This is a genomic window from Escherichia sp. E.sYA108, from assembly GCF_011754335.1.
GTDB lineage: Bacteria > Pseudomonadota > Gammaproteobacteria > Enterobacterales > Enterobacteriaceae > Escherichia > Escherichia coli.
In genome coordinates this window covers 890,762-911,181 of sequence record NZ_JAAQVZ010000001.1, presented here as the reverse complement: position 1 = coordinate 911,181, position 20,420 = coordinate 890,762, and the positions used below count along the sequence as shown (strand labels likewise).

Genomic DNA, 20,420 nt, shown 5'->3' with positions numbered 1-20,420 from the left:
ATGAAAACATGGTTAATGGGGTTCAGCGAGTTCCTGTTGCGCTATAAACTTGTCTGGAGTGAAACATGGAAAATCCGGAAGCAATTAGATACTCCGGTACGTGAAAAGGACGAAAATGAATTCTTACCCGCTCATCTGGAATTAATTGAAACGCCGGTATCCAGACGGCCGCGTCTGGTTGCTTATTTTATTATGGGGTTTCTGGTTATTGCTGTCATTTTATCTGTTTTAGGTCAGGTGGAAATTGTTGCCACTGCAAATGGGAAATTAACACTAAGTGGGCGCAGCAAAGAAATTAAACCTATTGAAAACTCAATAGTTAAAGAAATTATCGTAAAAGAAGGAGAGTCAGTCCGGAAAGGGGATGTGTTATTAAAGCTTACAGCACTGGGAGCTGAAGCTGATACGTTAAAAACACAGTCATCACTGTTACAGACCAGGCTGGAACAAACTCGGTATCAAATTCTGAGCAGGTCAATTGAATTAAATAAACTACCTGAACTGAAGCTTCCTGATGAGCCTTATTTTCAGAATGTATCTGAAGAGGAAGTACTGCGTTTAACTTCTTTGATAAAAGAACAGTTTTCCACATGGCAAAATCAGAAGTATCAAAAAGAACTGAATCTGGATAAGAAAAGAGCAGAGCGATTAACAATACTTGCCCGTATAAACCGTTATGAAAATTTATCGAGAGTTGAAAAAAGCCGTCTGGATGATTTCAGGAGTTTATTGCATAAACAGGCAATTGCAAAACATGCTGTACTTGAGCAGGAGAATAAATATGTCGAGGCAGCAAATGAATTACGGGTTTATAAATCGCAACTGGAGCAAATTGAGAGTGAGATATTGTCTGCAAAAGAAGAATATCAGCTTGTCACGCAGCTTTTTAAAAATGAAATTTTAGACAAGCTAAGACAAACAACAGACAACATTGAGTTATTAACTCTGGAGTTAGAGAAAAATGAAGAGCGTCAACAGGCTTCAGTAATCAGGGCCCCTGTTTCGGGAAAAGTTCAGCAACTGAAGGTTCATACTGAAGGTGGGGTTGTTACAACAGCGGAAACACTGATGGTCATCGTTCCGGAAGATGACACGCTGGAGGTTACTGCTCTGGTACAAAATAAAGATATTGGTTTTATTAACGTCGGGCAGAATGCCATCATTAAAGTGGAGGCCTTTCCTTACACCCGATATGGTTATCTGGTGGGTAAGGTGAAAAATATAAATTTAGATGCAATAGAAGACCAGAAACTGGGACTCGTTTTTAATGTCATTGTTTCTGTTGAAGAGAATGATTTGTCAACCGGGAATAAGCACATTCCATTAAGCTCGGGTATGGCTGTCACTGCAGAAATAAAGACTGGAATGCGAAGCGTAATCAGCTATCTTCTTAGTCCTCTGGAAGAGTCTGTAACAGAAAGTTTACATGAGCGTTAAGTCTCAGAGCCGCGGTATCCGGCTCATATCTTCTCCTGTCATGTGTGACTGCACTGTTTTGTGGCAAACCAGTACTGACTATCCACTGGAATTCGGTAGTCATTAACTATGGCATTGATGTCCTTTATAACTGTCTTACAGGGCGTATAACACATCCCGCGACGGAAGCTTATCACAGAGGAAGAGGTAAGCTTCAGAATGGAAAGTATATGAGAAGACTGTGATTGTTTAAAAATACACAATCCGCTGTGAGGTGGAGTCAGGGGAGTGAGGTGTACTGGCAATAGCGGATACTACCATTTGTTCTTTTTTTAAGCAGCCATCTGATGATATTTTTCCCTGAAGGTTGCCGGGGAGATATTCCCCAGACGAGAGTGACGACGCTGACGATTGTAGAAAATCTCAATGTATTCCCGTATTACTGAGATGGCTTCATCCCGGTTATTAAAACGATAGTGGCTCAGGCTCTCATTTTTCAGCGTTCCCCAGAAGCTTTCCATCGGAGCGTTGTCGTAACAGTTACCTTTACGCGACATTGATGTTTTCAGACCAAACTGCTCCTGTATGACCCGGTAATCGTATGCGCAGTACTGTGAACCTCGATCAGAGTGGTGGATTAGCCCGGCAGGTGGGCGCTGGCTCCTGAGCGCCATAAACAGGGCTTTACCTGTCAGCTCTTTTGTCATGCGCTCTCCCATGGCGTAGCCGACAATTTCGCACGTATAAACATCTTTGATGCCAGCGAGGTACAACCATCCCTCCTGTGTGGCAACATACGTCAGGTCCGCCACCCAGACCTGATTTGGTGCTGTAGGAGCGAACGTCTGGTTCAGCAGATTTGGCGCAACTGGCAGATTGTGGTTCGAGTTCGTAGTCGCTCTGAACTTGCGTTTCTGCTTACAGCGTAGCCTTAGCTCCTTACGAAGACGTGCCAGTCGGTCACGACCAACGATGATGCCATTCTCTGCCAGCTCCGTCTGGAGCCGCCGGGTTCCATATGTTTCGCGAGTGCGGATATGTGCCACCTTAATCTCCAGTTTTAGCCGCTCATCACTTTGTTTTCTGTCTGAGGGTTCATGCTGTACCCAGTTGTAATAACCGCTCCTGGATACACCAAATACCTGACACATCGCTTCAATGGGAAATTGTTGTCGCCATTGTTCGATTAACGCGTATTTTTCAGCGACTCCTGTGCAAAATACGCTGTTGCTTTTTTTAATATATCTCGCTCAAGGCGAGCTTCATTTAACGCCTTACGCAGTTGCAGAATTTCAGATTCCAGTTCAGCCACCGTGCGGGAACCAGGAGTACCGAGCCCTTTTCTGGCGGCGGTAACCCATTGTCCTAAAGTGCCTTCAGGAAGAGATAATCGGGAAGCGCCTTCGCTGATCGAAAGTTGATTTTCAAGAACCGTTCTGACAGCTTCGGCTTTGAACTCTTTAGAGTAACGTTGGTTTTTTCTGCTCATTATTAGCTCTGTAAGCGTACAGCCTGAACCGTCTGGTCAGAATCTGACAAATTAGACAAAGTGGTGTCCACCAAATAAGTAGTGGGAACCAAAGTGTCAGATATGCAGAAAAATGTGACTCCCGGCAGGCGAAAAGGCTGCCCTAATTATCCTCCCGAATTTAAACAGCAGCTCGTTGCTGCCTCCTGTGAACCCGGGATATCCATCTCAAAACTTGCTCTTGAAAATGGCATTAACGCCAATCTGTTGTTCAAATGGCGACAACAATGGCGCGAGGGAAAGCTGCTATTACCTTCTTCAGAGAGCCCCCAGCTACTTCCTGTGACTCTCGATGCAGCTGCCGAACAGCCAGAATCGCTCGCAGAGGACCCGGAAACCCTCAGTATCAGCTGTGAGGTAACGTTCCGGCACGGGACGCTCCGCTTCAATGGCAATGTCAGCGAAAAGCTCCTGACTCTGCTGATACAGGAACTGAAGCGATGATCCCGTTACCTTCCGGGACCAAAATTTGGCTGGTTGCCGGTATCACCGATATGAGAAATGGCTTCAACGGCCTGGCTGCGAAAGTACAGACGGCGCTGAAAGACGATCCCATGTCCGGCCATGTTTTCATTTTCCGGGGCCGCAGCGGCAGTCAGGTTAAACTGCTGTGGTCCACCGGTGACGGACTGTGCCTCCTGACCAAACGGCTGGAGCGTGGGCGCTTCGCCTGGCCGTCAGCCCGTGATGGCAAAGTGTTCCTTACACAGGCGCAGCTGGCGATGCTGCTGGAAGGTATCGACTGGCGACAGCCTAAGCGGCTGCTGACCTCCCTGACCATGCTGTAAATCTCTTTATCCTGGTTGTCACAGAATAAGCCCGGTAAAATACGGGCTTATGAACGACATCTCTTCTGACGACATCTTCCTGCTGAAACAGCGCCTGGCCGAACAGGAAGCGCTGATCCACGCCCTGCAGGAAAAGCTGAGCAACCGGGAGCGCGAAATAGACCATCTGCAGGCGCAGCTGGATAAACTCCGCCGGATGAACTTCGGCAGTCGTTCCGAAAAAGTCTCCCGCCGTATCGCACAAATGGAAGCCGATCTGAACCGGCTTCAGAAAGAGAGCGATACGCTGACTGGTAGGGTGTATGACCCGGCAGTACAGCGTCCGTTGCGTCAGACCCGCACCCGTAAGCCGTTCCCTGAATCACTACCCCGTGTACAGCCTGATCGGGACGTGCAAACTGAACGGAGTGGAGCCAGAAAGCTACCTCCGCTATGTCCTTGACGTCATAGCCGACTGGCCGATAAACCGGGTCGGCGAACTGCTCCCCTGGCGCGTAGCACTGCCGACTGAATAACACATCCCCGTCAATACGGTTCTTGCTGCACGCTTACTTAGCTCCTTCTGATGCCATTCTATTTCAGGAAGGAGTGTCCGTTAAACTCAGGCTACCTCACTACTGTACAGCCTGATCGGGACGTGCAAACTGAATGACGTGGATCCAGAAAGCTACCTTCGCCATGTGCCTGGCGTCATAGCAGACTGGCCGGTCAACCGGGTCAGCGAACTGCTTCCGTGGCGCATAGCACTGCCAGCTGAATAACACATCCCCGTCAATACGGCCCTCGCTGTACGCTTACAACACATCTGCAAGAATCATTATTCTTTTGCCTGAAGCTATCCGGCATACTCAGGCATTTCACGCTTTATGAGCTGACATCATCAAGATGCGCCAGTAATTTTTTATTAATGACTTCAAACAGTTCCTGTTCATCATGGGTCAGATAACCCCAGATTTCTTTCAGATACATGCTTTGTGCAAGAGTGAGCCTCTGAATAAAAAACATACCTTCAGATGTCAGACTGATTTTTTTAGCACGGCGATCCTCCCTGCTATCCATCCTTTTTACATATCCGGCTTTTTCTAAAAAATCTGTAATGCGGGTAATATTAGTTCTGGTAAACTGAAGTTTCTGGCTTATCTCTGAAGGTGACAGACAATGACTCTCCGCTGCGAATAATGTGGTGAGAACCATATATACTGAGTGATTTATTCCATACACCCCCAGAAATTCAGATATATTATCCTGCATTCTTTTATTTGTGCGAATACAGAGTTGCATCAACAAATGCTCCCGAAAGGGATATGCGGGGTCTTTGTTTTTTTGGTGTCTGATTATTTTTTCTAATGTGTCTGTGTTATTCATTTCATTATTCTCCATATTACTGAAACACACTGTCTGTGTACAAGCGCGCATCAGTCATCCGGTAAACATCGACTTTCCACTACAATTTATTCCTGCCTGATTTCTGTATAACTGAGATATTCCTACACAGCAGACAGATAAATTCCCTCAGATAAAAGAACATAAATGCTGGCTGCTGACAAGTCTGTGAAAAAGGATTATCCATACTGCTCAGTAATCGCGGATCATTCACCAGCCCTCCGCCCGTCTGAAAGGTGACTTCCCGGGGCATCCCAGATATCCACAACACTCTATCCGGCTCCGGATAAACCATTTATGGCAATATCATGAGCAGCGTTGCTGAACCAGATAGTACTCCTGGTTGTATCTTTGAAGATTCACCATAGAGGCGACTGCCGATGGTCAGGTTTTGTGTACCTGCTTTGTACCATCTCATCGTTGTCTCTCCTGTGTCCACCCCGTTAACCGAAACAATGGAGTCCCAGCCATGCCCCAGACCAACCGAAAATTTCTTACCATGGCTGTATGTCGGAGTTGTATTTCTTAACAGCATAAAACGAATATTTGCAGGCACATCGCAAGACACAGAAAGAGTCTGAGCCGCATAATGATTATTAGCGCTATTAATAGACAGATCACCATGCTTTATTTCCAGAGACTGTGCAGAAGGACGGCATCCGCCGATATTCTTAAATAAGAATAACATTTCATTCTCTCTTGGGAGGGTTTTGGCCACATTGTATGGGATTTTAAAACGGGCCCCCAAGTAACTCGCGAAATGACGCTGCATGCCGGAAGTGTATGGAATTGTAACAGAATAATCCCCTAAAGGAAGATCTGCAGGTAGGGCGACTTTAAAAATAATATCGTCAAATTTCTCAGTCAGACGGGTTTTTTCTCCTGGTTTCTGACACAAATTAGCTGTATCAAAGGCCCGCTCATCCCACTTATACCCCTTGAGAAAAAAATAGCTGTCATTGTCACCAGTATTCTCCTCACTCCAGCTACCTTTATTATGAACCTCAATAAATAAGGGATATCCATTTTTGGTCATAACCTTTTTGGGGAATACTACCCACGCAATATACTCCCTGTAGTAAGCCCAGGAACCATCAGCAAACCCAGGACCATTACACTGATTCCAGGTTACCGTAGCAATGCCCGGGCGCCACGAAGTTATAAATTGTGGCCTTTGAGTAATCACCACATTCCCTCCCTGATAAGAGTTAACGTCTCCAAGGGAGTAAAAGACAATATTATTCCATGCAGAGGACTCACCAGACACACACAAGGAAAATAACAAAGCTGGGAACCATTTTTTCATCAGAAATCACTTCCGTAATTACAGTTATTCATTTAGGTATGACTCAGTTATAAATCATGCTCATACTGGCCGTGGTCCGGAAATCCCCGCCATTCAGTGTCCTGCTGCCATTACGAAAGGGCACTGAAGTAAAGGTGAACGTTGAACGTGCTGTGTCCAGACCTGCTGTCACTCTGTAACCATTTCCTGAACCATTACCTAATGTAAGAGGTGTTGACATTCCTTTTCCCTGATACAACGCTATACCAAAATTGGCTATATTTGTTGCCAGTACATTAGTCTGCCCAGCCATTGCATTACCTGTGACCTTTATCCAGGGTGAGCCACTCTTATACGTACAGGATATGCTTATGGTTTTTGTGATTTCACCACGTGAGTTGTCCACGTGCTCAGGATTAATATTCCCAAAATCAACAACAATATTCTGCCCGTTATTAATGGTGCATGGGGGGATATAAACATTTCCCCTGATGTTAATCTGCACATCAGCCAGTACAGCGACCGATGTCAGAAGCAACGATATAAATAATGATAAACGAGCCATTCCCCCTCCGGAGAGCGGTACAGAAAATATTTTATTTTATGAGATATAAAATCGGCGTATTTTAACTGATAGCATTACGAATATGATGCAACCAGCGTTGCTGTTGCAGCGAATGCCCCTGCCTGCAAGTTCTGCATATTTCCTTTATATCCAAGTTTTGCATAGAGAGAAATATTTCTGGTCGCCCCCACCTCTTTAATATAGCCAGGGGTAAATGGCGAATTAAAAACTATAGGTGAACCAATAGAACCATTTTGATTTCTGTTGTAAAGATAGATAAGCAATCCATTACCTGTCGTAGTTGATGTATTAGGCACCAGTATAGAATTGTTATTCTGAGTATTCGTGGCTGTTATCGTAACCTTCATTGTTCCCAGATTATAAGGACACTGCATATTCACAGTAAACTCTTTTTCGTGATTTCCATTTTGACTCAGGGTCTGAATCTCTACATTTCCCCAGTCAACCTCTGCCTTTGTTACAGTACAGGCTGGAATAATCAGTTTTCCTTTAAAGGTCAGATTATCAGCTGCATGTGCATGCTGAGACATTAACACTGCCCCCAGTATTACCGGAAGACACAAACCTCTTATCTTTTTCATCTGAAATATCCTGTACAAAATTTTTTCTAACGATATGTCAATTCAAACGTGGCTGTTGCTTCATAATCACCGGGTACCACACTCTTCGTCCGCAGGGCTTCCGGCGTTGCCACAACATACGCGCCGAAAGGAAGCTCAAGACTGTTTCCGGTAACCTTTTCCCCCTGGCCTTTGTTATGGGAAGCGCCGGGTTTCAGCAGACTGCTGCCATCGGTGTCCAGCAGTGCAATGCCTAACCGGCCGGAATTCACTCCGGTTACCTTCAGATGGCCCGGGAGGGCCGCCTCTTCCGTTCCCTTAAAGGTCAGGGTCACAATTTTGCCAACTGCTGTTGCATGGCAGTTTTCCAGCCTGATGACAAACGACTCTGTCGGCGAACGTCCGGGCGGATACCAGAAATCCCTGGACGCCCGGGTTTTGAAGACGACATGTTTATTCAGACTGTCACCGGACACATGGCAGGGTCTGTCAAGCAGATTACCCCTGAATGCCACATCTGAGGCTATTGCCTGTCCGGCAGACAGTGCGGCAAACAGTAAAAGAGCGCCTGTGCTTTTTATCATCACATTCCCTTACTCATATTTTATGCTCAGACGCAGCATGGCCGGATTGCTCCTGGCATCAGAATACTCACCCTCCTGTGTCGCCCTTTTCCTCCAGGCGGCCAGCATCTCCTCCTGCCGCCGGTCAGGCCGGCACAGTAAAAAGGTATCACCATCATGTATAACAAGATGGTCACAGCCGGATAGCTTACGGTCAGGAAGTAAAGCACTTCCGGTTCCGGGACCGGTTACCAGTGAGCCGGAGACTGTCATCGCAACGCCCCGTTTTCCGGGCTGAAGTGCACCACCGTCCCCACATCCTGCCAGCCTCAGCATCAGAGGTGCTCCGGCTGACGCAGAGTGATTTTCCGGCCGGAGGCTTAACGGCACCTCATTACTCACCAGCGTGCAGGGTGAGGACAGCAGTGCACCACTGACTGCCAGGCTTCCGGTGCGTCCCCCCCGTTCATTTATCCGGTAATGATGCAACTCATCTGCAGTAAAGACGTCATCGTATATACCCCGCTCTTCAGCCCGCAGGAAAGTATGGATGAAACCACTCAGCGACAGTGCAATAAGATACAGTACTGCTGTTGTTTTATTCACAACCATAATATCCCACCCGCATTTAACCGTTATTGCGGTACATTATTTCTCTTTTTTCACAGAGCAACGGCTGCCATTACAGATAAACGACAGTACCGGGCGACCACCATAGTCGTTAATATAAGACAGATAAGGGGTATTATAATTTGCCGATTTTACTGTCTGCTCTGAACGGGGAGACAGCATCACGGTTTCAAACTCACCTTCCTCTGCCTGCTTTTCACTTCCTCCCAGACCAATAACAGTGACATAATAGGGGGTCGGGTTTTCAATACGATACCCATCGCTGACTTTGTTCAGAATTAACTGGTCCTGCCATACTTCATTTGGTCTGGTTTTAATTGCTGCCGGGCGATAAAAAAGCTTTATTTTGGTCTGTAAGGCTATCTGCAGTACATTGGCCTTTTCACTCCTCGGCGGTATTTCCCGGAGATTAAAATAAAACAGTGATTCCCTGTCCTGAGGAAGTTTACTGATATCCGGTGTGGTACTCAGCCTGACCATGCTTTTCGCACCCGGCTCAAGGCGCTGAACCGGAGGGGTGGCAATAACCGGCCCTGCAATAATTTTTTCCTGATTTTCATTTTCTATCCATGCCTGAGCAAGATAGGGCAGTTGTTTGTTATCATTGGAGATATCAAGCGTCATTGACTTCTCACTCCCGTCAAACACCGCGCGGGTTCTGTCCAGCGAAACAGCAGCGTCTGCCCCGGATATAACAAACAGGGGGATGGCAGCCATCAGAATCTTTTTTCGAATCATACTTAATTTCCACATTCTGTAATTTCACCTGGTCCGGAAAATGGCATAACCGCATTCATCAGCCGTTAATATTCCGGACTTTCATTTATTTCTGAGGCGTACAGGGAAGCAATAACTGCTGGTCAGATATTGCTGTCTCCGGTACATTTACCTGACACTGTATTTTTCCATCCCAGTTTACCGACAGGGTTTCCCCCGGCGTCACGCCACTCAGCCAGGCAAGGCCTTCGTCGGCCACCATGCCCAGCTCCCGGCCTTTTTCACTGGTTACACTGGCACCAAACGGGGGCTGAGAGCCATCAGCAAGACGCAGTATTGCAAACAGACGTTTCCCTTTAAGCACGCTGAATTTCCGGTAACCAATGGCACCTTCTGTCAGCGCCGATTCCACAACAGAACGGGTTGCTTCCACATCATCCGGTAAGCGCTTCAGGTCAACAGAGGTTGTATTCCGGTAATAACTGCTGATGTCAGTCACCACGCCCGTTCCCCAGCGATTTGTCACCACCTGCCCGCCATCAACCGGTACACCTCCCACACCATCCGTGTCAACAAGAAGACGTGTTCCACCGGACATTCCCCCTGCATGTAACGCCGCACCTTTTCCGGTAATTGTTGCCCCACCGGAAGCACTGACGCCGAAAGACGTATATCCTTTCTGCAGGGATGCAATATTCGCGGACAAATTTGCCAGCGGACTACGATGACTGTAATAGGCATTAATCTGACGTTGCGATGTCAGTCCACCGCCACTGTTAAGGCCGGCGTTCAGGCTGTAGCTGTCCAGACCGTCATTGAACGTGTCAGTGTAGCCGGCCATATTCACATAACGGTCATTACTCATACTGCCACTGTAGCTCGCAGTCCCCGTCCCCAGCGGCACGGATATACGCAGGTAAGCAGAATCGTTATCACGCCCCAGATATTTAGACCTTGAGGCTGACAATCCAACCGCCACACCCTGCAGTCCGAAAACATTAAAGTAGCGGTTGACGCTCACCGTATAATAGTCCGTTTTCCGTATGTCCCAGTATGTCTGACGGCTGTACTGCAGGTTAAAAGAGGTGTTCCAGTCCGCCACGTTTTTATTCAGCGTAACGGTATACATCTCTTTTTCCCGACTGCTGTAATCATTACGGTAGCGGGCGTTCAGGTACTGCTCCATGGTCATATAGTTTCGCTCTGAGAAACGATACCCGGCGAACGTAATGTCGGCATCCGCATTATCAAACCGTTTGGAGTAGCTAAGACGCCAGGATTTTCCCTGAAACGTTCTCTCTCCCTCAATACGGGCTACTGACTGCGTGATATCAGCGGAAAGGGTCCCCGGCACACCCAGGTCCCAGCCGGCACCGGCTGCCAGTGCATTATAATCACCGGCAAGCACAGCCCCGCCATACAGCGACCACTGGTTACTGAGCCCCCAGGACGCCTCTCCGGTCGCAAATACAGGCCCTTCGGTCTCATGCCCGTATCCGCGGGAACGACCGGAGACAAGTTTATACCGGACCTGTCCCGGACGCGTCAGATAAGGAACCGAGGCCGTATCGACCTGAAAGGTTTTCTTCCGTCCGTTCTGTTCAATAACCTCAACATCAAGACGTCCGCGAACTGAACTGTCCAGGTCCTGAATACTGAATGGCCCTGCGGGGACCATCGAGTCGTACAGCACCCGTCCCTGCTGCGACACCACAACACGGGCATTAGTCTCCGCAATCCCGGTAATCTGCGGTGCATAGCCTCGCAGTCTGGGCGGCAGCATCCGGTCATCGCTTTCCAGGCTGGCTCCCGTATAACTCCATGACCGGAATATATCTGAGTTGATATTATTCTCGCCCAGCGTCAGGTTTGCCCGCCACCGGGGAATGGCACGGAACAGATAAAAGCGACTCCATGTGAAATTTCTGTTTGTCGTTTTTTCCCCGTTGTAGCGGCTCTGCTCCTGGCTTCCCTGATAGTCAGCCCGCAGGCGCCAGGGCCCCAGATTCCCCCCCACAGTCCCGTTATAACTGAACTGATGAGAGTCTCCTCCCTGATAATTACGGGAAACCGTCCCGTTGAGGTTATAATCCAGCATCAGTCCGGGAATGCCGTCGTCCCAGCGTGAGGGAGGCAGCCAGGTGGCATCAGAATACTCAAGCCAGGCCTGCGGCATATTGATGCGTAATACGCCCGCTCCGGTATCAGGACGAATATCCACTCCCGGCAACCCATGAAAATCCGCACACTGACCATCATGCCAGTAAACAACTTTATCCAGAGATTCTGCTGTTAACCCCATCAGTCTGACCATATCTGATGTCAGGCAGGCCTGTGGCAATTTTTTTTCTGCCTTATCTCCTGACGACTGAGGTTCAACAAATGAAATCTGTAACGATGCGGGAGAAATACTTTGCCCGTTAACAATCACATCCAGAAGATATTGCCCCGGCAGAACATAACCGGCTTCTGAAAAACGGGTGAAGTCAATATTTTTCTTGTCCGCCGCGTCAAGTACATCTGTATTAAACTCAACGGCACTGGCTGCGTTACAAAACAGAGACAACAATATCACACAGGTAATATTGTTGACTGCAAAAGGTATTCTGTCTTTCATTCCACGCATCACCAGATTCACAAAAAAGATAAATAACCGGACATCTCACCGGAGTGACTCACTCATAATCGACCCGGAATCCCAGCACGGCAAAATAATTTCCGGCTTCAAGTTTTTTTCCGTTTCGCACAATTCTGAGGGTGTAATCCAGCGCTTCTTCATTACCCGTCAATGGTATTGCAGGCATTACTTTCCCTGCCCGGGCAATATTTCCCCTGGCATCAGCTATCTGCAGATTAATGCCTTTTGCCTGACCGGATAAATTAAACTTATCCGGCGTTTCACCCCGGACGCCATCGAAAGTCACCCTTATCCGGGAATCAGAGAAAAGGTTCCCACCCTGACTGTTAAATTCACAGTTCCTGAGCCGGAGGCTGAATTTTCTTTCAGGTCCGGAAAAACCATTCTGTAAATCCCGAACCGGGGTTTCCCCCATATCGATAATCTGCCAGGCGTCTTCCATCGCCAGAGTACAGGCAGGTCTGACAACCTCACCATGAAAAGCAGCCCTGCCGTCCCACCATACGTGTTCTTCTCCCCAGTATTCAGGAAGGGACATGCCGGGCGGAGGAAACGGACCGGCAAAAACACCATGAACAAACACACAGCAAAAAAAGAAAAGTGGAACAGAGAATCGCAGTCTCATGATAAATACCCTGAGAAATAAACAGCGGAATATTTCCGCTGTTTACCGGACCAGATTATCGTATTACTGTTACTGATAAGTCAGGTTGAAATTCGCAACTGCTGAGAAAGCACCTTCTGTTACAGGGTTGCCACTACCATCTTTTCTGACGGCAGCAGTAAAATGAATTGTGTTATCACCATCAACTAAATAGGAAACACCTGTTGCTGTCGCACCATCAAATTTTACGCGTTTTCCATGTGGATCGGTGACAACAATAGCTGTATTTGTTGCACCGACGGTCTGTAACATGTCACTCTGCGGACCACTTGGGACACCCGAAAAAGTCAGAGATACTGTGCCAGTCTTCGCCCCACCACCGCCAGCAGCTTTTTTAAAGTTTGTAATATCACAATTTATAAGTTTAATATCAAAAGATTTGGGTTGACTTTCCCCATCATTCTCCAGAAATAATTTTGATACTTGTCCAAAATCAATAGATTGATCAGCAGACTGAGCATCAATACCACATGGTGCATCTACTACAGTTCCGTTAAAAGTTACTTTACCCTGCCCCTGAGGAATAGTTGGAGCAGCATATGCACCAAAAGACACCACTGCCATAGCTACCGCACCGGCAATAACCGACTTAATCATAAATAACAACCTCTTTTTCATTACTGAACACACCAGAGATATCTGGCAATTTAAAATGACCCGATTACCTTTAATAACCAGATCAATACAAATAATATTCTCGTATTTCAGGGCAGGTTATTTATCGACAGAATACTGATATAACCTGTCTGCTTTCTGATAAGGGCTTCTTTTTTTATCTTCCAGAAACTCCGGAATGCCATAATTTAGTCAAATGCCGAGGACTCATCTGTATAATAAGGTGCAAGCCTTGCTGCAAGAGCATTCAGCCGTATAAGTCTCCCCAGTGTTGTACTGAAATACCCATTATTCATCTGGTATTTCTCGCAGACCTCCTTACGGGAGTGCCCACCTACCAGATAGTCCTTCATAGCCAGAATGACCCTGTCACTGTGAATAGACGAAATACCTATCAGTAAAAAAAAATGCATTTCAGACATAGACCCGGGCAACAGTACGCTCTCGCGTATATTCAGCAAAAACGCATTTCCTGACCGACTGATGACTTCATGATGCGCCATGTTTCCCCCTTCTGTCGGGCCCCTGGATATATGCTTCCGGCCCGGAAATACTCTTCACGCAATAAGTTAAATTTAGTTTTTTATGTTGTAAATATTGATTTAAACGATCTTTTAACCCACAAAACAAAATCAAACTAGAACAAAACACTAACAATAAGAATGTGCTCAGATAAAAACATTATGGTGAATTGAATTTACAGCATAAAAGATCGTCTAAATGCATTTTTACGGACTTTCTTTTCACAGAAAAATAAAACGCAAAATGTGATACACATCAAATAAAGCCAATAAAAAGCAAATTCACTAAATTGAACAAATAAAGCAAACATAGAGAATAAAAATACCTTTCCGTTGATAACAGAGAGCATGATTTTTATTATTCGAAGAAACTTTGTTACAGTGAGATGAGTGAATATATGAAGAATGAAATACTGGAATTTCTGAACAGGCATGATGGAGGGAAAACGGCAGAAATTGCAGAGGCGCTGGCGGTAACGGATTACCAGGCCCGCTATTACCTGTTATTACTGGAAAAAGCAGGTATGGTTCAGCGCTCACCATTAAGACGGGGCATGGCAACATACTGGTTTCTGAAAGGAGAGAAGCAGGCGGGGCAGAGCTGTTCTTCCACAACTTAATAACTCAATCTGTGGGCATGCTTCACTGAAACAGATAAAAGTTACATCAGAGTACAGATTCAATTTTGCAGCATTCATCACAAAATAGAAATTTAGTATTTTATGGCAGAATACTTCACATGATAATAAAAACCTGTCTGGATTTACTGCATGGCCAGACATTACAAAATACAAACGCCATAAACTTCATTCAGCCTTCTTGCTGTCCGGTAACGGAGGCTGCTTTTTCGTTACACCTTTCCCCGGCAGCATCAGTAGCAGTAATTTATAGATTCTACGAACTGAGACTGTCTGTCCGGGGAGAACGTACACAGCCCGACACAATGTACCAGTCAATAATATCCGGTTTCTGATTCCCTGCCTGACAGACCACTCTCTGGCAACTTTGTATTCAGTTCATCTACTACTGGAGACAGATTTATAAAATCCAACTCCACGATCTTTGACTGTCCGCATCCCCTACTCTCTGTGCTGCGGTCATCGGTTAATTCCAGCGTCCGTCCGTTACGATCAGATATTACTGAACCGCCCCGGGTTTCCTGGAGAGTGTTTTATCTGTGAACTCAGGCTGCCAGATCATTGTTTCCGATGGAAGCATAATAAGCTTTTTCTGCTTCTGCCGGAGGAGTATGGCCCAGCCTTCCCAGCAATCGTCGATTGTTATACCAGTCCACCCACGTGAGTGTGGCCAGTTCCACTTCTGCACGGTTTTTCCAGATCTTACGGTGTATTACCTCCGCTTTGTAAAGACCATTGATGCTCTCCGCCATCGCGTTGTCATACGAGTCGCCTGTACTCCCTGTTGATGCCAGCAGTTTTGCTTCTTTTAATCGCTCCATATAGGCCAGTGACACATACTGAGAGCCTTTATCGCTGTGATGGATGGTGCCGGACGGACGGCGGGCCCACAACGCCTGCTCCAGCGCATCCAGCATGAATGTCGTTTCCATAGACGATGAGACCCACCACCCCACGATGTATCCGGCAAACACATCAATGATGAACGCCACATAGACGAAGCCCTGCCATGTGCTGACGTAATTAAAATCAGCCACCCACAGCTGGTCAGGACGTTCTGCCACGAACTGACGGTTTACGCGGTCACCTGCAGCAACGGTTTTCCGGCTGACGTAGTGCGGACCTTTTTACCCCGGAGAACACCGGCAAGTCCCATAACCGCCATGAGGCGCGCCACTGTACATCTGGCCACCCTGATTCCTTCCCGTAACAACTGACGCCAGACTTTACGCACACCGTACACCTGATGATTTTCATCGTATACGCGCTGTATCTCTTTCTTCAGCCAGTCATCGCGCTGCGCACGGGCACTGCGTTTATCAGGATGATGTCTCTGCTGCTGACAATGGTAATACGTTGACGGGGCAATATGCAGTTCACTGCATACCGGTCCGACCCCGTACTGCTCACGCAGCTTATCCAGCAGTGGCATTATTTTTTCCAGAGGCGGTCGAACTCCGCCTTCGCAAAATAAGCGGAAGCCTGGCGAAGGATATCGTTACTGCGGCGCAGTTCACGATTTTCACGTTCCAGCTCTTTCAGACGCTGACGTTCAGCGGTGGTGAGCCCACCATCACCGCCCCCGGTATCCCGCTCATGCTGGCGAATCCAGACACGCAGAGTCTCTGGCGTACAGCCAGTCTTTGGAGCAATGGAACAAATTGCCGCCCTTTGTGAGTCATATTCGTCCTGACTTTCCAGAACCATACGAACTGCCCGTTGACGGACTTCGGGGGAAAAACGTGTATTTTTAGTCATCCTGTTTACCTCTTTCTCAGGGAGTTTAGTCTCCAGGATTCCCGGGGCGGTTCACAGTAATCATGCCGGGTCTGGCTGGCTAACACCCCATTATAAGGGGTACGAATAAAGTAACGGGGCTTCACGCAGGGATGGACAGATTGCTCTGATATACAGCCGACGACGTCCCGCTGCAACATCATCACGCAGATGCTTCATTTTCAGATTTGGGACCTCCTTTTGATTTCTCGTTTAACTTTTGCTGTTACCAGACTTTAATCTATTTTAACAATTCAAGAATTTTTTATAAAATGCTCAAAGATGAAAGCGTTACTGAACCAACCAGCTTGGCTGATGTTTTCTATAGATAAAAAGATCATCAGCAAAAACTGATAGCCTGAATCACCTTTACTACCAATCATGTATGAAGAAAACACGCACAAACAATTGACAATGATTATCATTTGCATTAAAAAGACTACGTAGTATTTTTATTTCATGAGGAACTATACCCGCCAGCAATCTGAGTAGCGAAAGCTGTTCATCCCCAATATTTTTGCTGGCGGGTTCTTTTTTCTACTGCCCTTCTCCTCAGAGGGAGCATTCCATTCTTTTTCTCATTAATGGCGAGGGGGCGGGACAAAAAGCCGGTTCTTTATCCCTAAATAACAGCATGATTTCAGTCCATGCAAAATCTGATTTACCAGCTCACATAATAACCTGATGATACATGGGTTTTCCCTGATCATGATGGGAAGGCTCAGAACGCCATATTCAGTTTCCCGTAGTGGAACATCACGCCCAGCTTAAAGCGCTCCCGATTTCGGTATCCCCTGGCTTTTATCCTCAGTAGCCTGATCTTACTGTTAAGCGCCTCCGCGTTTCCGTTTGAGACACATGGCATTCAGGATCCCGTAAAGCCTTTTTCCTATCGTTTTCGCGGCGTTTTTCATCATAGGAACGTCACTGTTGGCCGCCAGAGCCAGCCATCTCTCCCAGTCATTACGTCTTTCCTCACTCCATGGCCTGTTCCAGATATCCTTTGCCAGCTCTTTCAGCGCCCAGCACTGGCTTGTCAGCTTCATCTGTGCACGCAGCCATATCAGCTTTTCCTGCCTGGATTTGGTCATCCATTTATCGCTGTACTGCCACAGGAAGCGGGCCCCCTTTGCCTGACGCCAACTTTCAACAGGGAGGTGCGGATGTTCATTCTAACGGGTTTTATCAACCACTTCGCCAAGTTGCTTTGCTACATGGAAGCGGTCGAAGGCGATTTTCTCAACCGCACAGGGTAAGTGGATACGCGCTGCTCTTATATAGCCTGCATTCATGTCCATTGAGAGCGTTTTGATAGCCAGCAACTGCTCGTCAGTAAGCGTGCGAAGATAGCCGGCGAGGCTCTCTGTGCCACAATCGTCCGTTAAGGCCAGCGCACGACCATCGCGATCGGAGATCACCGTTATATAACGATGGCCTTTTTTAAAGGCGACCTCATCCACATTGTCAGCACCAGTGATATAAGACGGATAGCAAAGCGCACGCGCTGTTTGTCACCGTGAAAAACGACGGTGCGACGGCAAAAGCCAATAACAACGAGAGCGTCGTGCGCATTCCTCTGCACTGACAGTTGATTCTTAGAACGTAGAGGCCTGGATTGCTGCCAGGCTTTTATTGCACTACCAGCTACGGCTAAAAGATAAGCGTCCCGGGAAGTACATAGCGCTTACAAAATATCCGACATGAAGCATACTGGAAACGAGGCGTATTGTTATTGTTGTTCATATTGGCTTCCGTGGCGGAAATATCAGGGGGTAGCTACATATCCCCCATGCAGCCAAGGCAACGATGTTAACTCTCGTCACCTGTTCCTTTCGACAGAGCCAACCTCGCAGAGGGCCAGATCTTACAACTTCACCTCAGTGATACAAAACACAAAAATACAAAACAATTTGATACAAATCATCCCTCTTATTTTAAATAAATCCATCTTGCAAGCCTACCAATCAGAAGGTAGCATGTGTAGTATCGCAAACATAAAGAGAAACTGCTCATGAATTATGTTATCTGCACTACCATTGTCGCCCTTGGTCTCATTCTGACAGGCTACGCAACTGCTGCAGATGAAATTAATCGTCAGGACGTTGTTGGTTTGATGCCGTCAGACTATATTTCTGTTGGTAATCTATATACACCAGAAGAGGTGGCAACTGCGCTTAAAGACAAAGCGGAGCAGGCAGGAGGTTCTCATTTCCGAATCACTTCATTGGGAGGAAAAAATAAACTTGATGGAACTGCCATTATCTATCGTTAAAATATGTATAATAGTCCCTTTAATACATAACAGGTAAAGCCGTGTCTACTTATGAGAATATACTTCGCATAACGGATACTCTGATCCAGCAACGCGGATTTTTGGGGTTCAGTTACGCAGATCTGGAAAAAGAAATTGGTATCAGAAAAGCCAGTATTCATCACCATTTCCCGAGGAAAACTGATCTTGGTATAGCCTACTGCCAATACAAAACAGAAGTATTTGATAGACTTAATATAACTCTCCATAATGTTTCTTCTGGTGTACAACGTCTCAGGACATATCTTGATGCATTTGCTGGTTGTGCTGAAAGAGGGGAAATGTGCGGTATTTATGCCATGCTATCCGACAGCCATCAGTTTTCTCCTGAATTACAGGAGGCTGTAAGTCAACTGGCACATCAGGAGATACAGATGATTAAAGATATTATCACCTCCGGGCAGAATAGTGGAGAGTTCAAAACAGTTCTTCTTCCGGATGAGCTCGCCGTTATAGTCTGTTCTACACTAAAGGGGGCACTGATGTTAAATCGACTTCCACCACATGATACCTATTCAGGAACCGTTAACGCTTTAATTAAAATGCTTGATACCCGTACTTAATCCTTTTTAGTGCATATAATTTTCCACCCGGAGAATGAAATGAAAAAATTTATTAATGTTTACATTAAATCAGATTATGACATAGTTATTCTTCGCCTGTCTGTTATTATAATATTTATGCTCTTCGGGACCTATAAATGGTTTGATTTTGAAGTGATGGCCCTCAAGCCCCTGATTTCTCCCACGTGGCTGAATATCCTGTACATTATGTTTGGTGTTCATGGGGGGAGCTATTTCCTCGGCATAGTGGAAACTATCACTTTTCTAGCACTGAGTATCGGCTTCTTCAGGCCTGCTGCTGGCATACTGGGAGATATTATCGTTATTGTTACAGGTTTAGTCACACTAAGTCTGTTACCACAACTGGGAAAAGTTGACAGTTTTGTCATCAAAGATGTGCTGCTGTTAGGTGCTGGTAGTGTCCTGCTGAAATATGATTTGAAAAATCATTTAAATATCAAAAACTGATTTTTCACTTCGGTGATGAACGTTTGCGTATTTTCATGGAAAGAGATTACCTAATCCCCCTCGTTCTCCTTCATGTTAATACGCAACGTTATGGAAAACAAAAATACCCTGAGTAAAAAGGTCCGTAGGCAGGCGAGTACTTTTATTTTCCGCTAGTTTTACTTTCCCATCGAAGGCCCCATACATCACTACGCCCACGAAACAACCGACGAAATAACGCAACTTGGCTGGATACAACGTATTGCCACAGATATGCAACAACTGCGTCAGTCCGGAATGTCAGTCATCTCCGGGGATGTTGGGGTCTCAGGCACACTGACCGGCCCCCCGTGTTGTTTCCGGGTACTGTTTTTGATTTATGCAACAAAGTATCGCAGCGTCGAATATGAGCTATGGCCAGATTTTTGTTAATCGTGGTTGTTGCAACATGTAAGGCGAATGACCACACTATTCTGGCACGCTCGTAATCACGCTGAAATTCCGCTTCCTGTGCTGCCGTGAAGAGTTCCGACCAGGACATACGGCGAAGTGTATGTCTGTCAGTAATATCCGTCATGAGCTCTCAGCCTCCTCCTTCGTATTTCCGTCAGAAACACAAACGCCCCGCAGAGAAAATTCGCCAACATTCTCCTTTTTAATGGCGCGCAATGCATCGCGACAGGCCCGTTCGGTATGAAATGCCTGGCTGTGCACCGCCAGTGTGGGCTGCCGGGCATCACCGGAAGAGACATTAAAGGGAGATGAAAGCCAGAAAATCAGTAGCCACATGC

21 protein-coding genes, 7 pseudogenes and 1 other annotated feature are annotated in these 20,420 nt (G+C 46.6%); of the genes and pseudogenes, 10 read left to right on the top strand and 18 right to left on the bottom strand.

The window, feature by feature from the left end:
- Nucleotides 1–1,437, top strand: coding sequence for an alpha-hemolysin T1SS ABC transporter subunit HlyD (gene hlyD / locus HBM92_RS04400; protein ID WP_000860472.1), 1,437 nt, complete (start codon nucleotides 1–3; stop codon nucleotides 1,435–1,437).
- Nucleotides 1,438–1,748: 311 nt separating this feature from the next.
- On the opposite strand, the gene HBM92_RS04395 is transcribed toward hlyD, so the two are convergent.
- Nucleotides 1,749–2,905 (bottom strand): IS3-like element IS600 family transposase gene (locus HBM92_RS04395; protein WP_085962335.1). Its coding sequence is split into 2 segments (ribosomal slippage): nucleotides 1,749–2,656 and nucleotides 2,656–2,905, totalling 1,158 coding nucleotides; the frame shifts between segments, so codons are not numbered across the junction.
- 102 nt (nucleotides 2,906–3,007) lie between these two features.
- On the opposite strand from HBM92_RS04395, the gene tnpA reads away from it, so the two are divergent.
- The 5 genes and pseudogenes from tnpA to HBM92_RS04370 form a co-directional block, all read left to right on the top strand.
- Nucleotides 3,008–3,388, top strand: a complete 381-nt coding sequence (tnpA, locus tag HBM92_RS04390; protein ID WP_001171554.1) for an IS66-like element accessory protein TnpA — start codon at nucleotides 3,008–3,010, stop codon at nucleotides 3,386–3,388.
- Nucleotides 3,385–3,732 carry an IS66 family insertion sequence element accessory protein TnpB gene (gene tnpB, locus HBM92_RS04385; protein ID WP_000612591.1) on the top strand — a complete coding sequence of 116 codons (348 nt, stop codon included), beginning with the start codon at nucleotides 3,385–3,387 and terminating at the stop codon, nucleotides 3,730–3,732. The genes tnpA and tnpB overlap by 4 nt, the downstream gene beginning before the upstream one ends.
- 49 nt (nucleotides 3,733–3,781) lie before the next feature.
- Nucleotides 3,782–4,105: pseudogene (locus HBM92_RS04380) on the top strand (transposase domain-containing protein); the annotation flags it as partial.
- Nucleotides 4,104–4,247 (top strand): annotated as a pseudogene (locus HBM92_RS04375) (transposase domain-containing protein); the annotation flags it as partial. The pseudogenes HBM92_RS04380 and HBM92_RS04375, both read left to right, overlap by 2 nt.
- Nucleotides 4,248–4,343: 96 nt before the next feature.
- Nucleotides 4,344–4,493: pseudogene (locus HBM92_RS04370) on the top strand (transposase domain-containing protein); the annotation flags it as partial.
- A 103-nt stretch (nucleotides 4,494–4,596) separates the two neighbouring features.
- On the opposite strand, the gene papX reads toward HBM92_RS04370, so the two are convergent.
- From papX to HBM92_RS04315, 11 genes are all read right to left on the bottom strand, one after another.
- The gene (gene papX / locus HBM92_RS04365) at nucleotides 4,597–5,148 is read right to left on the bottom strand and encodes an HTH-type transcriptional regulator PapX (RefSeq protein ID WP_001298062.1); all 552 of its coding nucleotides are present in this window, start codon (nucleotides 5,146–5,148) and stop codon (nucleotides 4,597–4,599) included.
- A 262-nt stretch (nucleotides 5,149–5,410) separates the two neighbouring features.
- Nucleotides 5,411–6,421, bottom strand: a complete 1,011-nt coding sequence (papG-II, locus tag HBM92_RS04360; RefSeq protein WP_000758681.1) for a P fimbria tip G-adhesin PapG-II — start codon at nucleotides 6,419–6,421, stop codon at nucleotides 5,411–5,413.
- Nucleotides 6,422–6,464: 43 nt separating this feature from the next.
- Entirely contained in the window at nucleotides 6,465–6,965 is a 501-nt protein-coding gene (gene papF, locus HBM92_RS04355; RefSeq protein ID WP_000113350.1) for a P fimbrial tip protein PapF, read from the bottom strand.
- Between the two features lie 74 nt (nucleotides 6,966–7,039).
- Complete coding sequence (locus HBM92_RS04350; protein ID WP_000723795.1) at nucleotides 7,040–7,567, bottom strand: fimbrial protein; 528 nt, start codon at nucleotides 7,565–7,567, stop codon at nucleotides 7,040–7,042.
- Nucleotides 7,568–7,593: 26 nt separating this feature from the next.
- Nucleotides 7,594–8,130 carry a fimbrial protein gene (locus tag HBM92_RS04345; protein WP_000597714.1) on the bottom strand — a complete coding sequence of 179 codons (537 nt, stop codon included), beginning with the start codon at nucleotides 8,128–8,130 and terminating at the stop codon, nucleotides 7,594–7,596.
- 9 nt (nucleotides 8,131–8,139) lie between these two features.
- Nucleotides 8,140–8,721 (bottom strand): pilus-assembly fibrillin subunit, encoded by a 582-nt coding sequence (locus tag HBM92_RS04340; RefSeq protein WP_000261303.1) that lies wholly within the window; start codon nucleotides 8,719–8,721, stop codon nucleotides 8,140–8,142.
- 36 nt (nucleotides 8,722–8,757) lie between these two features.
- The gene (locus HBM92_RS04335; protein WP_001546263.1) at nucleotides 8,758–9,477 is read right to left on the bottom strand and encodes a molecular chaperone; all 720 of its coding nucleotides are present in this window, start codon (nucleotides 9,475–9,477) and stop codon (nucleotides 8,758–8,760) included.
- 85 nt (nucleotides 9,478–9,562) lie between these two features.
- Entirely contained in the window at nucleotides 9,563–12,073 is a 2,511-nt protein-coding gene (gene papC / locus HBM92_RS04330; protein ID WP_000654940.1) for a P fimbrial usher protein PapC, read from the bottom strand.
- 58 nt (nucleotides 12,074–12,131) lie between these two features.
- On the bottom strand, nucleotides 12,132–12,719 hold the full coding sequence (gene papH / locus HBM92_RS04325; RefSeq protein ID WP_001239363.1) for a P fimbrial minor subunit PapH: 588 nt from the start codon (nucleotides 12,717–12,719) through the stop codon (nucleotides 12,132–12,134).
- A 69-nt stretch (nucleotides 12,720–12,788) separates the two neighbouring features.
- Nucleotides 12,789–13,355, bottom strand: a complete 567-nt coding sequence (locus tag HBM92_RS04320; RefSeq protein WP_000597756.1) for a fimbrial protein — start codon at nucleotides 13,353–13,355, stop codon at nucleotides 12,789–12,791.
- A 206-nt stretch (nucleotides 13,356–13,561) separates the two neighbouring features.
- Nucleotides 13,562–13,876 carry an adhesin biosynthesis transcription regulatory family protein gene (locus HBM92_RS04315; RefSeq protein WP_000930062.1) on the bottom strand — a complete coding sequence of 105 codons (315 nt, stop codon included), beginning with the start codon at nucleotides 13,874–13,876 and terminating at the stop codon, nucleotides 13,562–13,564.
- A gap of 404 nt (nucleotides 13,877–14,280) precedes the next feature.
- Between HBM92_RS04315 and papI the strand changes: the two genes are divergently transcribed.
- Nucleotides 14,281–14,514, top strand: a complete 234-nt coding sequence (papI, locus tag HBM92_RS04310; protein WP_000006206.1) for a major pilus subunit operon transcriptional regulator PapI — start codon at nucleotides 14,281–14,283, stop codon at nucleotides 14,512–14,514.
- Nucleotides 14,515–15,077: 563 nt separating this feature from the next.
- Here papI and HBM92_RS04305 read toward each other — a convergent pair.
- The 3 pseudogenes from HBM92_RS04305 to HBM92_RS04295 all read right to left on the bottom strand — a co-directional run.
- Nucleotides 15,078–16,290 (bottom strand): annotated as a pseudogene (locus HBM92_RS04305) (IS3 family transposase).
- Nucleotides 15,893–16,009 (bottom strand) — a sequence feature (AL1L pseudoknot). (Overlaps the previous pseudogene by 117 nt.)
- Nucleotides 16,291–16,380: 90 nt before the next feature.
- Nucleotides 16,381–16,503: pseudogene (locus HBM92_RS04300) on the bottom strand (hypothetical protein); the annotation flags it as partial.
- Between the two features lie 526 nt (nucleotides 16,504–17,029).
- Nucleotides 17,030–17,771: pseudogene (locus HBM92_RS04295) on the bottom strand (ISL3 family transposase); the annotation flags it as partial.
- A gap of 548 nt (nucleotides 17,772–18,319) precedes the next feature.
- Here HBM92_RS04295 and HBM92_RS04290 point away from each other — a divergent pair.
- The 3 genes from HBM92_RS04290 to HBM92_RS04280 are packed head-to-tail and all read left to right on the top strand — an operon-like array spanning nucleotide 18,320 to nucleotide 19,650.
- The gene (locus HBM92_RS04290) at nucleotides 18,320–18,580 is read left to right on the top strand and encodes a DUF1471 domain-containing protein (protein ID WP_001110186.1); all 261 of its coding nucleotides are present in this window, start codon (nucleotides 18,320–18,322) and stop codon (nucleotides 18,578–18,580) included.
- Between the two features lie 41 nt (nucleotides 18,581–18,621).
- Nucleotides 18,622–19,182, top strand: a complete 561-nt coding sequence (locus HBM92_RS04285) for a TetR/AcrR family transcriptional regulator (protein WP_000109148.1) — start codon at nucleotides 18,622–18,624, stop codon at nucleotides 19,180–19,182.
- 39 nt (nucleotides 19,183–19,221) lie between these two features.
- Entirely contained in the window at nucleotides 19,222–19,650 is a 429-nt protein-coding gene (locus HBM92_RS04280; protein ID WP_001322949.1) for a DUF417 family protein, read from the top strand.
- A 145-nt stretch (nucleotides 19,651–19,795) separates the two neighbouring features.
- On the opposite strand, the pseudogene HBM92_RS25055 reads toward HBM92_RS04280, so the two are convergent.
- The 3 genes and pseudogenes from HBM92_RS25055 to HBM92_RS04275 all read right to left on the bottom strand — a co-directional run.
- A pseudogene (locus HBM92_RS25055) lies at nucleotides 19,796–19,876 on the bottom strand (helicase); the annotation flags it as partial.
- A 57-nt stretch (nucleotides 19,877–19,933) separates the two neighbouring features.
- Nucleotides 19,934–20,206 carry a hypothetical protein gene (locus tag HBM92_RS25650; RefSeq protein ID WP_001309731.1) on the bottom strand — a complete coding sequence of 91 codons (273 nt, stop codon included), beginning with the start codon at nucleotides 20,204–20,206 and terminating at the stop codon, nucleotides 19,934–19,936.
- On the bottom strand, nucleotides 20,203–20,418 hold the full coding sequence (locus tag HBM92_RS04275; protein ID WP_000266543.1) for a hypothetical protein: 216 nt from the start codon (nucleotides 20,416–20,418) through the stop codon (nucleotides 20,203–20,205). The genes HBM92_RS25650 and HBM92_RS04275 overlap by 4 nt, the downstream gene beginning before the upstream one ends.
- Nucleotides 20,419–20,420 lie beyond the last annotated feature (2 nt).